Source organism: Muricoccus pecuniae (genome assembly GCF_014199205.1).
Lineage (GTDB): Bacteria > Pseudomonadota > Alphaproteobacteria > Acetobacterales > Acetobacteraceae > Roseomonas > Roseomonas pecuniae.
This window is the reverse complement of sequence record NZ_JACIJD010000023.1, coordinates 47310-63979: the sequence shown is the minus strand read 5'-3', so window position 1 is coordinate 63979 and position 16670 is coordinate 47310. Positions and strand designations below refer to the sequence as shown.

Here is a 16670-nt window from a genome sequence, read left to right as displayed (position 1 = left end):
CGGCCGACATCAATCGGAATGGCCGGCCGACATGACGTCGGAATCAGTGGCCGACTTCGCCTCGGAACAGGCGGCCGACATCGTCGGAATCCCCATATAGCAGTGCCGCACGCCACCCGATGGAAAACATTTGGTAAGCCGGCAGGCAGTACTGCTTCACCGACGCTACTGCGACGATGGATTACTAGGGCTGATGAGCACGCGGACTGAACGTGACTGGGACGCCTTCAACACGGACGTCGTGGTCGAGCGTCGCGGCTTCCGATCGGAAGCTTGGGGGTGGCGTATCACGGTCCATGGCGCCACTGTGAAGGAGGGCGGGCAGGGCTACCGCTGCGCCGAGGACGCCTACGCAGCAGCGCAGGAACACCTGAAGATCATGCAGGCCGATCCCCGGCCGACCACGCGCGGCGCCATGCCCGCAAGCAGCTCGGAGGTGGCAAGACCTCCGTTGTCGCAGGAGGCGCAGCGGCAACGCCGTCCCTACCGACGGAGGATCTTCACCGTTCGAACCCCGGTCAACCCTCGGGCGACTTCGGCAGAAACACTCTAACACGGTGGCAGCTGGACCCGGCAACGAACTGCCCTCGTGGCTCAGCGAAAAGGCTGACTTACAGGATCATCTCTGGCTCGGCGTGCCCTTCCGACTTTGCGCAGGTCAGTCTGCTGCGCTGAATCCAGGCGTGTCCGTGAGACCCGAACCCGCCTGGAGTGGGATCTCGATCTCGCAGACAAGGCCTGACGCCTCCCAGCGCAGTCTTACCTTGCCCCCGAGCTGGCCGCGCACCGTGCCGTCCAGCATCCGCGAACCGAAACCGCGTCGCTGCGGTTGGGCGTTGATCCTTGGTCCTCCAGCCTCGACCCAGTGCAGACGCAACAACGGCAGCCCGCCACTTGCGCTCTCCAGACGCCAGGATACTGAGAGACGGCCCGCGCCAACCGACAAGGCGCCGTACTTGACCGCGTTCGTCGCCAACTCGTGAACGGCCATGGTCAAGGGTTGTGCCGCTCTGGTCGAGATGGCTACCCGGGGCCCCGTCAACTGGACTCGCGCTTCCGGGCCCGCCACAGCCCCGAGGAATGGCGCGAGTTCCCCCTCCAGCATTCGGCGGAGGTCGGCACCCGCCCAGCGGTCCTGGGCCAGCACTGACTGCGCCCGCGCCAGCGCGCCTATCCGACCCTCGATAGCGGTCCTGTAGCTCGCCACGTCCGGAGCCTTGGTCAGCCGCAAGGCTGCTTGTACAACAGCGAGGGCGTTCTTGGCGCGGTGGTCGACTTCCCGCGCCAACAGGGTCTGCCGTTCCTCCGCCGCCTTTCGCTCGCTCACGTTGAGGAACAGGGCGGCGAAGCGCCCTGGCTCCGTGCGGTAGGCATAAACCTCGAACCAGCGACCAATGGAGGCGACTTGGCACTCGAAATGCACAGGTTCCCCGGTTTCGACCACCTGGGCGTAGGTGTCGGTCCAGAACCGCTCGATACCGGGGAATATCTCCGATGCGAGGCGGCCAAGGGTCTCATCGGACGGAACGCCGGTCAGCCGCTCCCAGGCCTGGTTCACCTCGGCGTAGCGGAAGTCCGCCGCCGTCCCATCCGGGCCGTAGACCATCTCGCACAAGGCAAAGCCCTCGTGCATGTACTCGAAAATACCACGCCATCGCGCCTCGCTTGCCCGCAACTCAGCCCGGGCACCTGCCCACTGCACCATGTCCCAGGCCTGCCCACCGACAGCCTCGACGAAAGCCACCTCCTCGGGTGACCATGCCCGAGGTTCGGCGTGATTGACGTAGAGCGCCGCCACCCAGCGCCCATCACGGATCACTGGAAAACCAACGAGCGCGCGCGTCCCGATCTCCGCGAAGGCCGAATCAGTCGTGAGAGGATGTCGTGTCGTGTCCGCGATGGCGATGACTGCGCCCTTGCGAACCTCGGCGAGGTAGGCAGTGCCGATGCGGGTGGCGGGCCATGTCCCCACAATCAGGGGCAGCGTGCCGTCCGCCCAGCCCACGGTGAAGCTCAGGGTGTAGTCGTCGGTCACGTCGAAGAAGCCGACCCGGTGCACACCCAGGGTTCGTCCCAGCGCCTCAGCCGCGACCAGCATGATCCCGTAAGGGTCGTCGAGGTCGCGCATCCGCGCCATCAGCGCCCCCAGGGCGGCCTGCCGCTCGCGCGCCCGCTGCTGTGGGGTGCGATCGCGCAGGATCTTGAGGAAGCCAAGGTGGGTGCCGTCCTTGTCTCGGAGCGGCATCATCTCGCCACTTGCCCAGAACCGGCACCCGTCCTCGCGCGTGTGCCAGCGCTCGTTGTCAGCACGTCCGGCATGGAGGGCACGCTGCATCTCGACCTGCGGTCGACCCTCTTCCTGGTCCTCGGGCGTGAAGAAGAAGTCTGCCGGTCTGCCGCGCACCTCCTCGGCCGACCAGCCGAGGACGCGCTCGGCCCCGGGATTCCAGTCCATTACCCGGCCGTCCCGATCGGTGGCGATGATGGCGAAATCAACCGCACACTCGAAAATGGCCCGGTATCGCCGGTCCTGGACCTCGTCCGTGGTGTCTGGGCCAGTCTCGTTCATGGCGACCCCCCACCGCCTTATTTGCTCCAGGGCTGCGGCACTCCTCGACCCGGTCACGCTTGGGCGGCAGATGGTGCCCGGCCCGGACCACTCCACCCGCGCCAGCGTACTTTCCTAAGACGACGCAGTTGCCAATATACCTTACCAAAGGTCCGATCAGGGCAACGCAAGGGCCATTTTGCAGAAGCATCAACCCACCCTAGGTAGGAACCTGGACTGATGTCATCTCCTGGCTGCTCTGGCAGTGCCATGAATGTAGAGCAGCTGAGGGTTCGGGCTGTGTAGGGGAAGCCAAACCTTTGGCAGAAGCTATCCCGCAAACGACCGCTTTCTACCCCCTAAAATCCCTCTCTCCGGCCCTTAATGCTGTTCTGGGACTGAATCTTTGCTTGTAGTGAGGGCAGCAGCGAACCACGTTGTGCGGCGCAGCAAGCCGATCATGTTGGGTTTGCTGTTTTCTTGGACGTTTCCTCCCTAAACTCGGCGGTGCCCTCGGGCACCGCCTTCCTTTTCCGGAGGGGAGAGGGGCTTGCACTTAGAGGTGATCGGCGGGCGTTCCGGCACACCCCCGCCTTACTGTTATGATCTGGTCATCATGGATCGCTGGCGACTAGCCTTTCCGGGTTCAAGTCACCAGAGTGCCGTGCGGATCAACTCACGATGCATGGACGCGGACCACCTCCCGCACTGTCCCCGCGACATGGCGCACCCCCGCATCGTCCTCGCGCCGGCGGTGCCAGGCGAGGTGGACGGGGAAGCCCTCCACCGCGACCGGCGGCTCCAGCAGGACAAGGTCGCCGCGCATCTCCGCCCCGATCGAGCGGCTTGGCAGCAGGGCGATGAGATCGGAGCCGCGGAGCACCGGCGGCACTAGCAGGAAGCTCGGCACGACCAGCCCCACGCGCCGCGTCCGGCCGTGCCGAGCCAGCGCCTCATCCAGCGCACCGCGCACCTCGCCGCGCCCGGAGACGAGCACGTGCGGGTAGGATAGCCAGCGGTCCAGGTCGAAGCCCGCAACGGCCGGGTGATCGCGGCGCATGGTGACGACATAGCCTTCCCGCAGCAACTCCTCGCGCCGAATGTCCGGGCCAACCGAGGGGAAGACCGAGGCCGCGAGGTCGAGCGTGCCGCGCGTCAGCGCCTCCATCGCCGCCGGCGCGCCGTGCCAGGGCTGGACGACGAGGTCGAGGCCTGGCGCCGTGCGCGACAGCGCCGCCACCAGCGGGCCGAGCAGGAGCGCGGCGAGGTTGTCCGCCATGAGGAGCCGCACCGTCTGGCGGAGATCCGCGAGCGGCACCTCCGGCGGGGCAAGCACGTCCACGATGCCGGCCAGCGCGTCCTTCAGCCGCGGCCGGAGCGCCTCGGCCTTCGGCGTGAGACGCATGCTCCCCGCCGCGCGCTCCAGCAGGCGGTCACCGAAGAGGTGGCGGCAGCGATCGAGCGCACTGGAGGTGGCGGGCTGCGACAGGCCGAGACGCTCGGCCGCGCGGGAGACATGTGCCTCATCGAGCAGGGCGTCAAGCACGACGAGGAGGTTCAGGTCCACGCCACGGAGGTTCATGGCGTGGATAGTGGCATATACGGATTATCTGTTGGAGTGATCCTGCGCGCCCTCCCATCCTTCACCCACCACGAAGGAGGTCGCGATGTCCCGAACCCTGATCCTCTTCTTCCATCCCATGCCCTCACGCTCGAGGGCGAATGCGGCGCTGCTGGCCGCGGCACGGTCCCTGCCCGGCGTCGAAGTCCTCGACATGGGCGCGCTCTACCCTGACGGCGCGATCGACACCGAGGCCGAGGTCGGGCGGCTGCTCGCCGCCGACCGGGTGGTGCTGCAATTCCCGGTACAGTGGTACTCCACGCCGCCGTTGCTGAAGGCTTGGCAGGACACGGTGCTGACGCGGATGTTCTACGTCCGTCCGGATGAGGGCGCTCGGCTGCGCGGCCTACCGGTCACGCTGGCCGCGACGGCGGGCAACGTCGCGCAGGCCTACGGGCCGGGAGGCGCGAACCTCTACTCGCTTGAGGAGCTGCTGCGGCCACTCGAGGCCACGGCGCATCGCTGCAGGCTGGCCTGGTCGCGGCCCTTCTTGCTCTACCAGGCAAACAAGCTTGGGGCCGAAGCGCTGGTTACGGCAGGCGAGGCCTATGCTGCGCACCTGCGGCGATGGATCGCGGCGACAGCGGATACCATCCCTGACCGGGAGCCTGCCTTGCGCGTCCTGGCGGGTACCTGAGCGATCAGGCGCGTCCGCCACACGGCTTCCGGGCCCCACGCTCTACCTCGGGCTGCTGGGCGGGTACGGGACCGTGGCCGGGTCGTAAGGGGAGTGACCCCGAGGGGACCGGTCTTGCGGGACCCGCCTCCCGGGTCCACCACGGCACTCGTTCAAAGTGGAACGTGCGGATCCCTGCACGGTTCAGCCTGCGAATAGCAGAATGCGTCGGCGTGCCAGTCTGTGCCCCCGCTTCGGTGGAGGCAGGCCGGAATGGGGCTGCCCCGGTGATCGCGGTCCAGCCACCCGCCAGTGATCCCCGCCCACCTGCTGATACCGCTTCGGAGAGATCTCGCGGTCCAACACAAGGCCGCGCCCGTCGCGAGCAGCGCGAGTAGCCCGCCTACCCGGGTGAACACGGGACGACGATGGTTTTGGAGGTGAACGCATTGGCGCTCCGGGAGGTAGTGTTCGCTGGCTTGGGCCAGGGCAGGTCTGGCTTCTCAGCCCCGGTCCAGGATCGTCCGCACCCGCCCGGTAAGGACCTCCGCCGCGAAGGGTTTCGTGAGAAGATCCACGCCCTCGTCGAGCCGCCCGTGGTGGATGATGGCATTGCGCGTGTAGCCTGTGGTAAACAGGATCCGCAGTTCGGGTCTGCGGCGGAGCGCCTCGTCGGCTACCTTCCGCCCGTTCATCGGCCCGGTGAGCACGACATCGGTGAACAGCAGCGCGACCTCCGGGTGCGCGTCCAGCAAGGCCAGTCCGGACGGCCCGTCCTCGGCCGCGAGCACCCGGTAGCCCGCCTCCTCGAGCGCCGCCACCGAGAACTCTCGCACCATTACCTCATCTTCGACGACGAGGACCGTCTCGCCCCTGCCCCGGGCCGGGTGCGCGATTGGGCGGACCCTCGCTGGAGCAGCGCCGCCGTCGAGAGCTTCCGCCGCCTGCCGGAACCGGGGGAGGTAGAGCTTGAAGGTCGTGCCGTGCCCCGGCTCCGAGTAGATCGCCGCGTGGCCGCCCGACTGCTTTACGAACCCGTACACCTGTGAGAGCCCGAGCCCGGTTCCCTTGCCCACGGGCTTGGTTGTGAAGAACGGCTCGAAGGCTTGCGCAACCACCTCCGGCGCCATGCCCATGCCGGTGTCGCATACCGCGATGAGGACGTACTGACCCGGTGTCACCTCCGGCCGGGTCGCGGCGTAGGCCTCGTCTAGGTGTGCGTTCGCCGTTTCCACAGTCAGCTTGCCCCCGTCCGGCATCGCGTCGCGCGCATTCACCGCAAGATTGAGGACCGCGTTCTCCAGCCCGTTCGGGTCAGCGTGCGTCCGCCACAGCCCACCCGCGAGCACCGTCTCGATCGCGATGTTCTCGCCGAGGGTTCGGCGCAGCAGGTCCGACATGCCAGCGACGAGCTTGTTCGCGTCCACCGGCTCTGGCGCCAATGGCTGCTGGCGGGAGAAGGCGAGGAGCCTGAAGGTGAGTGCCGCCGCGCGATTGGCTCCCTCGGTCGCGCCCGCGATGAGGCGCGCAACGCGCTCGTCCGCAGTCCCGTCCAGCCTGCGCCGGAGCATTGCGAGGTTGCCCATGACGACGGTGAGGAGATTGTTGAAATCGTGCGCGACGCCGCCCGTGAGGCGGCCGACCGCCTCCATCTTCTGGGCTTGGCGGAGCTGCTCCTCAGCGCGCTCGCGGGCCGCCGCCTCGGCCACCAGTCGGTCGTTCGCGGCGGCGAGCTCCGTGGTCCGCTCGGCAACGAGGCGCTCCAGCGTCTCCGCGAGGTCCCGCCGTGCCTGCTCCACCTCATGAGCCTCCGTCCGGTCACGGAGGATCTTCAGGAACCCTGTCGGCGCGCCATTCTCGCCAGCGCGGATGGGGAGGAGGGCGCCGGACGCGAAGAAGCGCGATCCGTCACGGCGCACGTGCCAGCGCTCGTCAGCGGCGCGGCCATTAGCGAGGGCATGGCCCATCTCGGCCTCTGGCGCACCTCCAGCCCCATCCTCCAGCGTAAAAATCACCCGAACGCTTCGGCCGAGCGCCTCGGCGGCTTCCCAGCCCAGGATGTTCCGCGCTCCGGCGTTCCAGAGCGTGATCGTGCCGGCGAGGTCAGTTGCGATGATCGCATAATCCGTCGCGCTCTCAACGACGGTGCGGAACCGCCCCTCACTCGCCCGCACCTCCGCCGTGCGCTCGGCGACCTTCGTCTCCAGACCGGCGATCGTCCGCGCCAGCGCGTCACGCGCCTCCTCGAGCGCGCGGGTTGCCGCCATCTCCTGCCGTGCCTGCCGGAACGCGAAGAGGGTAAGAAAGGCGAGCGCGAAGGCCGCCGCCGCGCCGAGGAGGAAATAGTTGCGCATCCGCGCGCGCCACGCCACCTCGATTGCCACCTCCGAACTGCTCACCGTGAGAAGAAGTGGGAGATCGCCCACGCGCCTGTACGCCGCGAGGCGCGCCCCACCGCCGGTGGCCGAGGCGAACCCGATCTGGCCCTCGCGCGGCGCCCGGGCGAGGGCATCGCGCAACACCCTGGCCGGCGCAGGGACGAACGAGGCACCGTCCGGAGGCGGCGGATGCTGCGCGAGCACGTCGAAGCTCCCCTCCCGGAAGACCGTGACGCGCGCCCCAGGGGGAAGACGGACCCGTCCCCAGTATTCGCCGAAGTAGGCGAGATCGGCCGTCACCGAGGCCATGCCGCGGAAAGTGCCGTCCGGGTTTACGAGCCGACGAGAGAGGAGGAAGGTCGGGCGGCCGGTCACGCGCCCGACGATGCGCTCGCCGACATGAGGCCGGTCGAGGCCGTCACGCAGGGCACGGAACACCTCGCGGTCCGCTGCGTTCGAGCGGGGCGTGGGGAAGGCGTAGGTGGTCAAGCGTAGCTCGCCCGAGGCGTCGTTCAACCAGACGTCCTCGACATAGGGCAGCGAGGTGGCCGTCGCCTTGAGTTGGCGCCAGAGAGCTTCAGAGCGGGAGACCTCATCCCAGCCCAGGCCCTCGGTTGCCGCGGCCGCGCCGCGGATCGCCACGTCAGCCACCTCGAAGAGCCGCCCTGCATGGTCGGCGAGGAGGTAGGCCGCGCTTGCCAGGTCGCGCTCCGCATCCCGCCGCGCCGCCGCCTGCAGGTCGAGGCCGAGCACGAGGAGGCCAGAGAGGAGAAGGAGCAGACCGACAAGGCCGCTGAGGCCGACGAGGCGGCTAGCTGACCGCCGCAGTCCTCTTGGGAGAGGATCGGACGCGGAAACGTCTGTGGCCAACTGATGCGACCTCCTCTCGCGAGGTGGCAGTTAGCCCGGCGGCGGGAGCACGACAATCCATGCCTCACCGCCCTGAGCGGAGTATGGTCGCCTATTTCCAACACGCCGAACGGTTGTTTGGTGACAGTCTGTCAACGTAGTTTCTAGGCGGCACAGCGCCCACAGTGTCCGACGTGCCGGCGAGGAGCCGCGTGGATCATCCCCCAAAGCCGGTAGTCCGGATTCCCGGTAGGATCCTCCGGTAAGTGGCGTACCCACTCTGTGGACAACGGACACCGAGCCACGGTGCTCGGGCCCGTCAAGGACGTGCCTACGCGCCGTGATGGCTAGAGGGGGGGATGGATGGCGTCCCGACCTTCACACGCGGCATCCGGCGCGGGTCGAAGGGAAGACTTTTGAATGAGTATGTTGAGAATAAAGAAAGCACGCCTTACCTTGACGAGGCACCGCAATTCGTGAGGAAGGCGATGTCGCCGTGCCGCGAGGAGCAGGCGGCGGAAAGGTGGCGGCCCCGGACTTCCAAGACGTCACGGCACACGGCAGGTTTGCCTCATACTGAGGAGGGGCCCTGCTACCGTGACACCAGACACCTTTCGCCACCTTGCACTGGAACTGCCGGAGGTCATGGAGTGGGTGCACCTGGGCAAGCCGGACTTCCGTGTCGGCGGGCGCATCTTCGCAACCCTTGGCGACCCAGATAGAGGGTGGGGCATGGTGGCGCTCAGGCCGCATGAGCAGGACAGGCTGATCGCATCGGCACCCACGGCGTACCGATCAGCATCGGGCAGTTGGGGCTTGCGCGGCTATACTCAGGTCAACCTAACTCAGGTAGACGAGGCGACCCTGCGGCCACTCCTGTTGACGGCATGGCGGTGGAAGGCCGGTAGTCGCCTAGTCAAGCGCCACGCGTCCCTGGTAGAGCCTGAAGGCCTCGAAGCCCCTATAGCAGTTGCTGTCTAATCGCGGAACATTGTTGGAATCCTAGTGGGCTGGCCATTGTAGACCTCACCTACCGCTTCGAGCGCCTGAAGGGCGCCGCTCAGGGAGGAAGGTGAGCGGTGCTCCAGATCCATCCCAATGCCCGCACCACCCCCGCCGTCCGGGCCGAGATTGCCCGCTCCTCCGAGCCCTCTGGCGTGCTGACCAGGCGCTTTGGGGTAAGCAGCGAGACCATCCGCAAGTGGCGCAAGCGAGGTCCTGAGGACTGCCTCGACCACTCGGCACGGCCTCACAAGCTGCCCTGGAAGGCGACTGATGAGGAGCGCGCCGCGGTCTGCGCCCTGCGGAGGAGCACCAACTTCGCCCTCGACGACCTCACCTTGGTGGTGACCCCCTTCCTGCCCCACCTGAACCGCGACAGCGTCTGGCGCATTCTCAAGGCCGAGGGGCTGAACCGCAGACGTCCTCCTGTCTCTGACCGGCCGGTCCGAGGCAAGGGCACCTTCCGAGACTACGACCTCGGCTTCATTCACATCGACATGGAGCACCTGCCCAAGCTGCAGACCGCCAATGGCGAGCGCCGAAAGCGCTACCTCTACGTCGCCATCGACCGCAGGTCCCGCTCCGTCCACCTGGCCGTCAAGGATGACGAGACCGAGCGCAGCGCCATCGCCTTCCTGCGCGAGGCAGCCAAGGCTTTCCCTTCAGCCTCACCCACGTGCTGACCGACAACAGCAGCTGCTTCACACCCGCTTTCGCCCGCGCCTGCGCCGAACTCGGCGCCGAGTACCGCCACACGCGGCCCTACTTGCCGCAAACAAATGGCATGGTGGAGCGGTTCAACGGCCGGGTCGGCAGCGAGGTGCTCGGCATCACCATCCCGTCCCATGTCCAACTCGAGCAGCTGCTCCGGGGCTTCAACGCCGCCTACAACGCCCGCCGCCAGCGCGTCCTGAACGGCAAGACACCCGATCAGGTCGTCAAGGAACGCCTCCAAGCCCGACGAAAGCTCGCCCGCCCCAAACCCGAAACACCCGACGATCGTGCGGGCCAGAGGACATCGCCCGCGCACGCCTCATCGCGGAACGCGCAAATGAGGTCTCACAACCGGACAGAAGGGCCGCACGAACTGCGGCGGGATCAGCCGCACCTCGTGGCCGAGAGCGATCAGTTCCCGGGCCCAGTAGTGGCCACTCGGGCAGACCTCGATCCCCACAATGCAGGGGCTGAGCCGGGCAAAGAACCCGATGACCTCCGCCCGTCGCAGCCGCCGTCGCAGGACGGCGCGCCCGGAGGCGTCAGCGCCGTGTGCCTGGAACACGCTCTTGGCGATGTCGAGGCCGATGACATGGGGTGCGACAGGGTGCGGCATGGCTCTCCTCCTCGGGGCTGCCCGCCCAGCTTAGCCGCAAGAGCGCGGCTGGGCGGGGGCGGTCCATGCCATCATGATTAAGGGACAGGGCGTGAACATTACGCCGCGTCGGCCCTTGGTATCTCCCCTGGATTGTTCGGCTTGAGGCCGCCATCAGGTGCTGCCGGCCCAGCGGGGCGACGTGGGCGAGCAGCGCCCGACCTACCAAGACCACGCGCGGGCGCATGGGCCGCTCGGGGCGTTCCGGGGATGCCGGCGGGTTTCCGCTCGGCTGCCTCGCCTTGCCTCAATCGGGATCGACCGGCACGAACAGCGAGCGCTTGGTCACCTGCAGCGCGACCCCGGTCTTGAACTTGCGCACGTTCCGGTTGTCGGCGAGCAATCGCTCCATGAACGCGTCGAAGCCCTCTACGCTCGCGGCGGTGACCACGAGCATGAAGTCGGCCTCGCCGGTCGTGTACCAGGCCTGCTGCACGGCCTCCTCGTTCGACAACCAACGGCGCAGGGCGCCGAGCAGCTCCGGGCGCTCGCGCTCTATCTGGATCTCGACCAGCATCGTCAGCGGGCGCCCGACCCGCCTCGGGTTCACGACGGCGACCTCGCCGACGATCACGCCGCCGCGGCGCAGGGCCTGCAGCCGGCGCTGCACGGCCGACGCGGAGAGTTCGACGGCCTCGGCCAAGCGCTCGGCCGATAGGCGGGCGTCCTTCTGGACGAGGCGCAGGAGCTGCCGGTCCACGGCGTCGAGGCCCATGGGCGCTGCTTCCTCGGCGGCCATCACCACTCCTTCGCACGGAAACGGCGCAAACTTGCCCTAAATCGCGGAAAACCAGAACCGGTGCGGGCGTAGCCTCGCCCCATGTCGAATGCACCCCGCCCGCCCGATCCGTCCCGCATCGCCGCCGCCGCCGACGCGGTCGATCCCGTCTTCCTCGCCTCGCCGCTGATCGGGAATCGCGCACTGGACGAGCGTCTCGGATGCACCTTGTTGGCCAAGGTGGAGACCTTGAACCCGATCCGGTCATTCAAGGGCCGCGGGACCGACTTCGCCATGGCAGCGTTGCCCGCCGGCGTCCGTCGGGTCGTGTCGGCATCGGCCGGCAACTTCGGCCAGGGCATCGCCTATGCCGCTGCCAAGCGCGGCATGGAGGCGGTGATCTACGCCGCCGAGACGGCGAACCCGCTCAAGGTGGAAGCCATGCGCCGCCTCGGAGCCCGTGTCGTTCTGGAAGGGCAGGACTTCGACGCGGCCAAGCTCGCGGGGCGCGCCTTCGCCGAGGCCGCCGGCTCCATGTTCCTGGAGGACGGCGCCGTGCCGGAGGTGGCCGAGGGTGCGGGCACGATCGCCGTCGAACTCACGCGCGGTGGCGCCGCGTTCGACGCGGTGCTGGTGCCGCTCGGCAACGGCGCGCTCGCGACGGGCATGGGCGCCTGGCTCAAAGCGGAGCGGCCCGAGTGCCGCGTGGTCGGCGTGGTCGCCGAGGGCGCGCCGTCGATGCTGCGCTCGTGGCGGTCGGGATCGGCCGTGGAAACCGAGGCGGCCCGCACGATCGCGGACGGCATCGCGGTGCGCGTGCCCGTACCTTATGCGCTCGCCTGCATGGGCGCGACGGTCGATGCGGTGCTCGCCGTGTCCGAAGAGTCGATCCTTGCCGCCATGCGCCTCGTGCACGAGTCACTCGGCTTGGCGGTCGAGCCGGCCGGGGTGGCCGGCGCCGCCGCCCTGATCGAGCACGGACCCCGGTTCCGGGGCGGGCGCGTCGCCACCGTCCTATGTGGCGGCAATCTCACGCCCGACCAGATCCAGCGCTGGCTATGCCCACCCACCCCCGCGGGCGAGCGGCGACCGGAGCGGGGGAACGCGTGACGGCCCGCCCCATCCTCCCGGACGCGCCCGGTTTCAGGCCCGACGTCGGCGGAGGGTGGCCCGCTTCGGTCAGCCCCTCGACGGCGTGCCGCCGTCGCGCCCTCCGGCCCGTGCTCGCCCTACGATCCCCGCCACCGTGTTCTTGCTCAGCCCCACCTCGCGCCCGACCAGGCGGTAGCTACGCCCCAGGGCGACAAGGGCGAGCACCTTGGGGGCGAGCCGGTCCGACTTCGGCCGCTGCCCGGGTTGCCACCCCAGCTTTTTGCCCCTGGCCTTGGCCGCCACGATGCCGGAGCGGATGCACTCGATCGCGAGTTCGCGCTCAAACTCGGCGATGCCCGCCAGCACGGCGGCCATCACGCGGCCGTGCTGGGTGGAGAGGCGAAGGCCATCCCGTTCAGCGCGACCGGCGACACGCGCTGAGCTTCCAACTCGCGCAAACGCCCAACTAACGGGGCGATACAGCGCCTCTTCTGTCGGGGGTGAGCGGGAAGCGGACACCCACGGGGCCGTCAGCCGGCCGCCGCCGTTCCTATTCGGAACCGCGCGGTCAGCCAGTCGATGAAAACCCGGAGCCGCGGCGAGAGGTGCTTGGCGCGCGGGTAGACCACGGACACCGGCGTGGACGTGGGCGGGGTCGCCTCGAGGATCGGCACCAGCGCCCCGCGGCGGAAGTCCTCCTCCAGGCGGTAGCGGGGCGCCTGGATCAGCCCGAGCCCCGCGCGCGCGGCCGCCGCGTAGGTCTCCGCCCCGCCCACGGTGATGCTCGACGGCAGGGCGACGGCGCGGACCTTGCCCGCGATGGTGAACTCCAGCGGCAGCACCGCGCCGGTGGCCGAGGAGCGGAAGCCGACCATGCAATGGTCGCCCAGGGCGTCGATGTCCCGCGGGGTACCGTGCCGCGCGAGGTAGGCGGGGGAGGCGCAGGTCGCCTCCTCCAGCGCCGCCAGCCGCCGCGCGACCAGCTCGCCGCTGTCGGCGAGGCCGCCGACGCGGACCGCGCAGTCGAAGCCTTCCCGCACCAGGTCCACGTAGCGGTCGCCCTCGCCGAGGAAGAACTCGACCCCGGGGTGGTCGGACAGGAAGCCGGGCAGGTGCGGCACGATGAAGTGGCTGGCCAGCGTCGGATGCACGGCCACGTGCAGCGGGCCGCGCGGTGTTGCGCCGGCGAATGCGCCCTCCGCCTCCTCCAGGTCGGCGATCAGCCGCAGGCAGCGCTGGCGGTAGGCCTCGCCGTCGAGCGTGGGGCTGACGTGGCGCGTGGTCCGTTGTAGGAGCCGCACCCCCAGCCTGTTCTCCAGCTCCTTCACCGCGTCCGTCACGGAGGAGCGCGGCAGGCCGAGATCCTCGGCCGCCCGGGTGAAGCTTCGGCGCTCCACGATGCGGCAGAAGACGCGCATGGCGTCGAAGCGGTCCATTGTCCGACCCATCGGATACTGTAGCCGGAACATGCCCGATTATCCGCGCCCCTGGAAGGCGTAGATCTCCGTCCGTGCCCGCCGCGTCCCCGCGGCGGCCCAGGCAGGAGATGAAGCGATGAGCAGCACCCAAACCCGGAAGGCCGCGATCGTCACGGGCGCTTCGGGCGGCATCGGCGCCGCGGTGGCGGAGCGCCTGGCGCGCGACGGCTTCGCCGTGGCCGTCCACTACGCAGGCAACGTCGCGGCCGCCGAGGCCCTGGTCCGCCGGATCGAGGCGGCGGGCGGTCGGGCCGCCGCCGCCCGGGCCGACGTGGCCGACGTCGCCGCGGTGGCCCGCCTCTTCGACGCGGCCGAGGCGGCGTTCGGCGGCGTCGACGTCCTGGTCAACACCGCAGGCACCATGGACCTCGCGCCGGTCGCGGAAAGTAGCGACGCGCTGTTCGACAAGACCGTCGCCACCAACCTGCGGGGTACCTTCAACACGCTGCGCGAGGCGGCCCGGCGGCTGCGCGACGGCGGCCGGATCGTGAACGTCTCGTCCAGTGTCACGTCGCTGCTCCAGCCCACCTACGGCGTCTACGCCGCCACCAAGGCGGCGGTGGAGGCGCTGACGAGCGTGCTGGCCAAGGAGCTGCGGGGGCGCGGCATCACGGTGAACGCCGTCGCCCCCGGCCCCGTGGCAACCAAGCTGTTCCTCGACGGCAAGCCGCAGGAGGCGATCGACCGCATGGCCCAGGCCGCGCCGCTGGGGCGCCTGGGGCAGCCCGAGGACATTGCCGCCGCGGTTTCCTTCCTCGCCGGGCCGGACGGCGGCTGGATCAACGGCCAGACCCTGCGCGCCAACGGCGGGATCATCTGAGCCCGCCCGCCGCCGACCGGCTGGACCACCCCCACCCTCGACAGGAAACACCGACCATGCCGAACCACGTCATCCTCGTCACCGGCGCCTCCTCCGGCTTCGGCCTGATGACCGCCCGCGCGCTGGCCGAGGCCGGCCACACCGTCTACGCCTCCATGCGCGACACGGCGGGCCGCAACGCCCCGCGGGCCGCCGAGGCCGCGGCCTGGGCCGCGGAGCGCGGCGCCGACCTCCGCACCGTGGAACTCGACGTGCAGTCCGACGCCTCCGCTGAAGCGGGCGTCTCCCGCGTGCTGGCCGAGGCCGGGCGCCTCGACGTCATCGTCCACAACGCCGGGCACATGGTGTTCGGCCCGGCGGAGGCCTTCACGCCGGAGCAGTTCGTGCAGCAGTACGATGTCAACGTGCTCGGCGCGCAGCGCGTCAACCGCGCCGCCCTGCCGCACATGCGCCGGCAGGGCCGCGGGCTGCTGGTGTGGGTCGGCTCCTCCTCGACCCGCGGCGGCACGCCGCCCTTCCTCGGCCCGTACTTCGCGGCCAAGGCGGCGATGGACTCCCTCGCGGTCACCTACGCCGGCGAGCTGGCGCGCTGGGGCATCGAGACCACGATCGTGGTGCCCGGCGCCTTCACCAAGGGCACCAACCACTTCGCCCATGCCGGAAAGCCGACCGACACGGCCAGGGTGGAGGAATACGAGGCGGGCCCCTACGCCGGCGTTGCCGACCGGGCGCTGAAGGGTCTGGCCGCCCTGGAGCCCGCCGACGCCGACCCGGCCGAGGTGGCGCGCGCCATCGTCCGGGTGGTGGACGCGCCCTCCGGAAAGCGCCCCTTCCGGGTGCACGTGGACCCCTCGCAGGACGGCGCCGAGGTGGTCAACGGCGTGGCCGACCGCGTGCGCCGCGAGATGTTCCGCAACATCGGCCTGGCCGACCTGCTCTCGCCGCGCGCCGGCGGCTGACCGGGCCGGCCCGACACCTCCAGGAGAAGAGCCATGAGGTACCGCACGCTGGGCCGGACCGGCATCAAGGTCAGCCCGTACTGCCTGGGCGCGATGATGTTCGGGGCGGCCGGTAACCCCGACCACGACGACTGCGTCCGCATGATCCACAAGGCCCTCGACTTCGGCATCAACTTCATCGACACCGCCGACGGCTACAGCCGCGGGGAGTCGGAGGAGATCGTCGGGAAGGCCCTCGAGGGCCGGCGCAACAACGTCGTGCTGGCCACCAAGGCGCACATGCCGATGGGCGACGACCCGAACCAGCAAGGCAATTCGCGGCGCTGGCTCACGCACGAGGTCGAGGCTTCGCTGCGGCGCCTGCGGACGGACCGCATCGACCTCTACCAGATTCATCGGCCGTCGCCGGACACGGACATCGAGGAGACCCTGTCGGCGCTCACCGACCTCATGCGGGCGGGCAAGGTGCGCGCGATCGGCGCTTCGACCTTCCCCGCCTCCGACATCGTGGAGGCCCAGTGGGTCGCCGAGCGGCGCGGGCTCGCGCGCTTCCGCACCGAGCAGCGGCCCTACTCGATCCTGAACCGGAGCGTCGAGCGCGAGGTGCTGCCCGTCTGCCAACGCCACGGGATGGGCGTGATGGTGTGGAGCCCGCTGGCCATGGGCATGCTCACCGGCAAGTACCGCCGCGGCCAGCGACAGCCCGACAGCCTGCGCGCGAGGCGGTTTCCCACGCAGATGTCCGACGAGCGCCGGCTGGACGCGGTCGAGCGGCTCATTCGGTTAGCGCAGGACGCCGGCTTGTCCCTGACGCACATGGCCATGGCCTTCGCGGTGGCCCATCCAACCGTCACCTCCGCGATCATCGGTCCGCGCACCATGGAGCATCTCGACGACGTGCTCGCCGGCGCCGAAGTCGTGCTGGACAACGGGCTCCTCGACCAGATCGACGGTGTCGTTCCGCCGGGCGTCGACGTGGGCTCGCTGGAAGCGGCCTATTCGCCGCCCGCGATCACGCAGGTCGAGTTGCGCCGCCGTCCGATCGCCGAGCGCGCCGCCGCTTGACCGGTCGATGAGGAGACCGGGTACTTGGTGCGCCCGGTCCCCGCCCGCCTCCGACGCCCGCCGCCGATCGGTCAGGCGGATTGGGGAGGCGCGCGATGGCCTTGATCTCGAAATCGAAGTCCGCCAGCCAGTTCACGCCCACCGCGTCCAGCTTG

Annotated in this window: 13 protein-coding genes and 2 pseudogenes; 8 read left to right on the top strand and 7 right to left on the bottom strand. The window is 69.3% G+C overall.

Annotated elements, in window-relative coordinates; genetic code table 11:
• Positions 1–193 precede the first annotated feature (193 nt).
• Positions 194–553: a hypothetical protein gene (locus tag FHS87_RS19285; protein ID WP_184521017.1), complete on the top strand. Its 360-nt coding sequence runs from the start codon at positions 194–196 to the stop codon at positions 551–553.
• Positions 554–658: 105 nt separating this feature from the next.
• Here the strand turns inward: FHS87_RS19285 and FHS87_RS19280 are convergent, their stop codons facing one another.
• Together FHS87_RS19280 and FHS87_RS19275 are read right to left on the bottom strand one after the other, a co-directional pair.
• Positions 659–2569, bottom strand: a complete 1911-nt coding sequence (locus FHS87_RS19280) for a PAS domain-containing sensor histidine kinase (protein WP_184521016.1) — start codon at positions 2567–2569, stop codon at positions 659–661.
• A 655-nt stretch (positions 2570–3224) separates the two neighbouring features.
• On the bottom strand, positions 3225–4130 hold the full coding sequence (locus FHS87_RS19275; protein WP_184521015.1) for a LysR family transcriptional regulator: 906 nt from the start codon (positions 4128–4130) through the stop codon (positions 3225–3227).
• 85 nt (positions 4131–4215) lie between these two features.
• On the opposite strand from FHS87_RS19275, the gene FHS87_RS19270 reads away from it, so the two are divergent.
• Positions 4216–4806, top strand: coding sequence for an NAD(P)H-dependent oxidoreductase (locus FHS87_RS19270; RefSeq protein WP_184521014.1), 591 nt, complete (start codon positions 4216–4218; stop codon positions 4804–4806).
• Positions 4807–5288: 482 nt separating this feature from the next.
• Here the strand turns inward: FHS87_RS19270 and FHS87_RS19265 are convergent, their stop codons facing one another.
• Positions 5289–7916: an ATP-binding protein gene (locus FHS87_RS19265; protein WP_184521013.1), complete on the bottom strand. Its 2628-nt coding sequence runs from the start codon at positions 7914–7916 to the stop codon at positions 5289–5291.
• A 693-nt stretch (positions 7917–8609) separates the two neighbouring features.
• On the opposite strand from FHS87_RS19265, the gene FHS87_RS24660 reads away from it, so the two are divergent.
• Together FHS87_RS24660 and FHS87_RS19255 are read left to right on the top strand one after the other, a co-directional pair.
• On the top strand, positions 8610–8993 hold the full coding sequence (locus FHS87_RS24660) for an MmcQ/YjbR family DNA-binding protein (protein ID WP_221300154.1): 384 nt from the start codon (positions 8610–8612) through the stop codon (positions 8991–8993).
• Between the two features lie 98 nt (positions 8994–9091).
• Positions 9092–10085: pseudogene (locus FHS87_RS19255) on the top strand (DDE-type integrase/transposase/recombinase); the annotation flags it as partial.
• Position 10086: 1 nt separating this feature from the next.
• Here FHS87_RS19255 and FHS87_RS19250 read toward each other — a convergent pair.
• Both FHS87_RS19250 and FHS87_RS19245 read right to left on the bottom strand, forming a co-directional pair.
• A pseudogene (locus FHS87_RS19250) lies at positions 10087–10344 on the bottom strand (IS110 family transposase); the annotation flags it as partial.
• 286 nt (positions 10345–10630) lie between these two features.
• On the bottom strand, positions 10631–11122 hold the full coding sequence (locus FHS87_RS19245) for an Lrp/AsnC family transcriptional regulator (RefSeq protein WP_221300152.1): 492 nt from the start codon (positions 11120–11122) through the stop codon (positions 10631–10633).
• 81 nt (positions 11123–11203) lie between these two features.
• Here FHS87_RS19245 and FHS87_RS19240 point away from each other — a divergent pair, with 81 nt between their 5' ends.
• On the top strand, positions 11204–12211 hold the full coding sequence (locus FHS87_RS19240; protein ID WP_184521012.1) for a threonine ammonia-lyase: 1008 nt from the start codon (positions 11204–11206) through the stop codon (positions 12209–12211).
• Positions 12212–12280: 69 nt separating this feature from the next.
• Here FHS87_RS19240 and FHS87_RS19235 read toward each other — a convergent pair whose 3' ends face one another.
• Positions 12281–12568 carry a recombinase family protein gene (locus tag FHS87_RS19235; protein ID WP_456306625.1) on the bottom strand — a complete coding sequence of 96 codons (288 nt, stop codon included), beginning with the start codon at positions 12566–12568 and terminating at the stop codon, positions 12281–12283.
• 155 nt (positions 12569–12723) lie between these two features.
• On the bottom strand, positions 12724–13629 hold the full coding sequence (locus FHS87_RS19230) for a LysR family transcriptional regulator (protein WP_184521011.1): 906 nt from the start codon (positions 13627–13629) through the stop codon (positions 12724–12726).
• 118 nt (positions 13630–13747) lie between these two features.
• Between FHS87_RS19230 and FHS87_RS19225 the strand changes: the two genes are divergently transcribed.
• Genes FHS87_RS19225 through FHS87_RS19215 form a run of 3 tightly spaced genes read left to right on the top strand, consistent with a single transcriptional unit; the run spans position 13748 to position 16515 of the window.
• Positions 13748–14491 carry an SDR family oxidoreductase gene (locus tag FHS87_RS19225; protein ID WP_184521010.1) on the top strand — a complete coding sequence of 248 codons (744 nt, stop codon included), beginning with the start codon at positions 13748–13750 and terminating at the stop codon, positions 14489–14491.
• A 56-nt stretch (positions 14492–14547) separates the two neighbouring features.
• The gene (locus tag FHS87_RS19220) at positions 14548–15450 is read left to right on the top strand and encodes an SDR family oxidoreductase (RefSeq protein WP_184521009.1); all 903 of its coding nucleotides are present in this window, start codon (positions 14548–14550) and stop codon (positions 15448–15450) included.
• Positions 15451–15483: 33 nt separating this feature from the next.
• Positions 15484–16515, top strand: coding sequence for an aldo/keto reductase (locus tag FHS87_RS19215; RefSeq protein ID WP_184521008.1), 1032 nt, complete (start codon positions 15484–15486; stop codon positions 16513–16515).
• The last annotated feature ends 155 nt before the right edge of the window (positions 16516–16670 follow it).

What these genes read in the sequence shown, in the direction of transcription:
- FHS87_RS19240 (WP_184521012.1), top strand. Translation starts at nt 11,204, where the DNA reads ATGTCGAATGCACCCCGCCCGCCCGATCCGTCCCGCATCGCCGCCGCC.
- FHS87_RS19275 (WP_184521015.1), bottom strand. Translation starts at nt 4,130, where the DNA reads ATGAACCTCCGTGGCGTGGACCTGAACCTCCTCGTCGTGCTTGACGCC.
- FHS87_RS19270 (WP_184521014.1), top strand. Translation starts at nt 4,216, where the DNA reads ATGTCCCGAACCCTGATCCTCTTCTTCCATCCCATGCCCTCACGCTCG.
- FHS87_RS19230 (WP_184521011.1), bottom strand. Translation starts at nt 13,629, where the DNA reads ATGGACCGCTTCGACGCCATGCGCGTCTTCTGCCGCATCGTGGAGCGC.
- FHS87_RS19285 (WP_184521017.1), top strand. Translation starts at nt 194, where the DNA reads ATGAGCACGCGGACTGAACGTGACTGGGACGCCTTCAACACGGACGTC.
- FHS87_RS19215 (WP_184521008.1), top strand. Translation starts at nt 15,484, where the DNA reads ATGAGGTACCGCACGCTGGGCCGGACCGGCATCAAGGTCAGCCCGTAC.
- FHS87_RS19235 (WP_456306625.1), bottom strand. Translation starts at nt 12,568, where the DNA reads ATGGCCGCCGTGCTGGCGGGCATCGCCGAGTTTGAGCGCGAACTCGCG.
- FHS87_RS19245 (WP_221300152.1), bottom strand. Translation starts at nt 11,122, where the DNA reads ATGGCCGCCGAGGAAGCAGCGCCCATGGGCCTCGACGCCGTGGACCGG.
- FHS87_RS19220 (WP_184521009.1), top strand. Translation starts at nt 14,548, where the DNA reads ATGCCGAACCACGTCATCCTCGTCACCGGCGCCTCCTCCGGCTTCGGC.
- FHS87_RS19280 (WP_184521016.1), bottom strand. Translation starts at nt 2,569, where the DNA reads ATGAACGAGACTGGCCCAGACACCACGGACGAGGTCCAGGACCGGCGA.
- FHS87_RS19225 (WP_184521010.1), top strand. Translation starts at nt 13,748, where the DNA reads ATGAGCAGCACCCAAACCCGGAAGGCCGCGATCGTCACGGGCGCTTCG.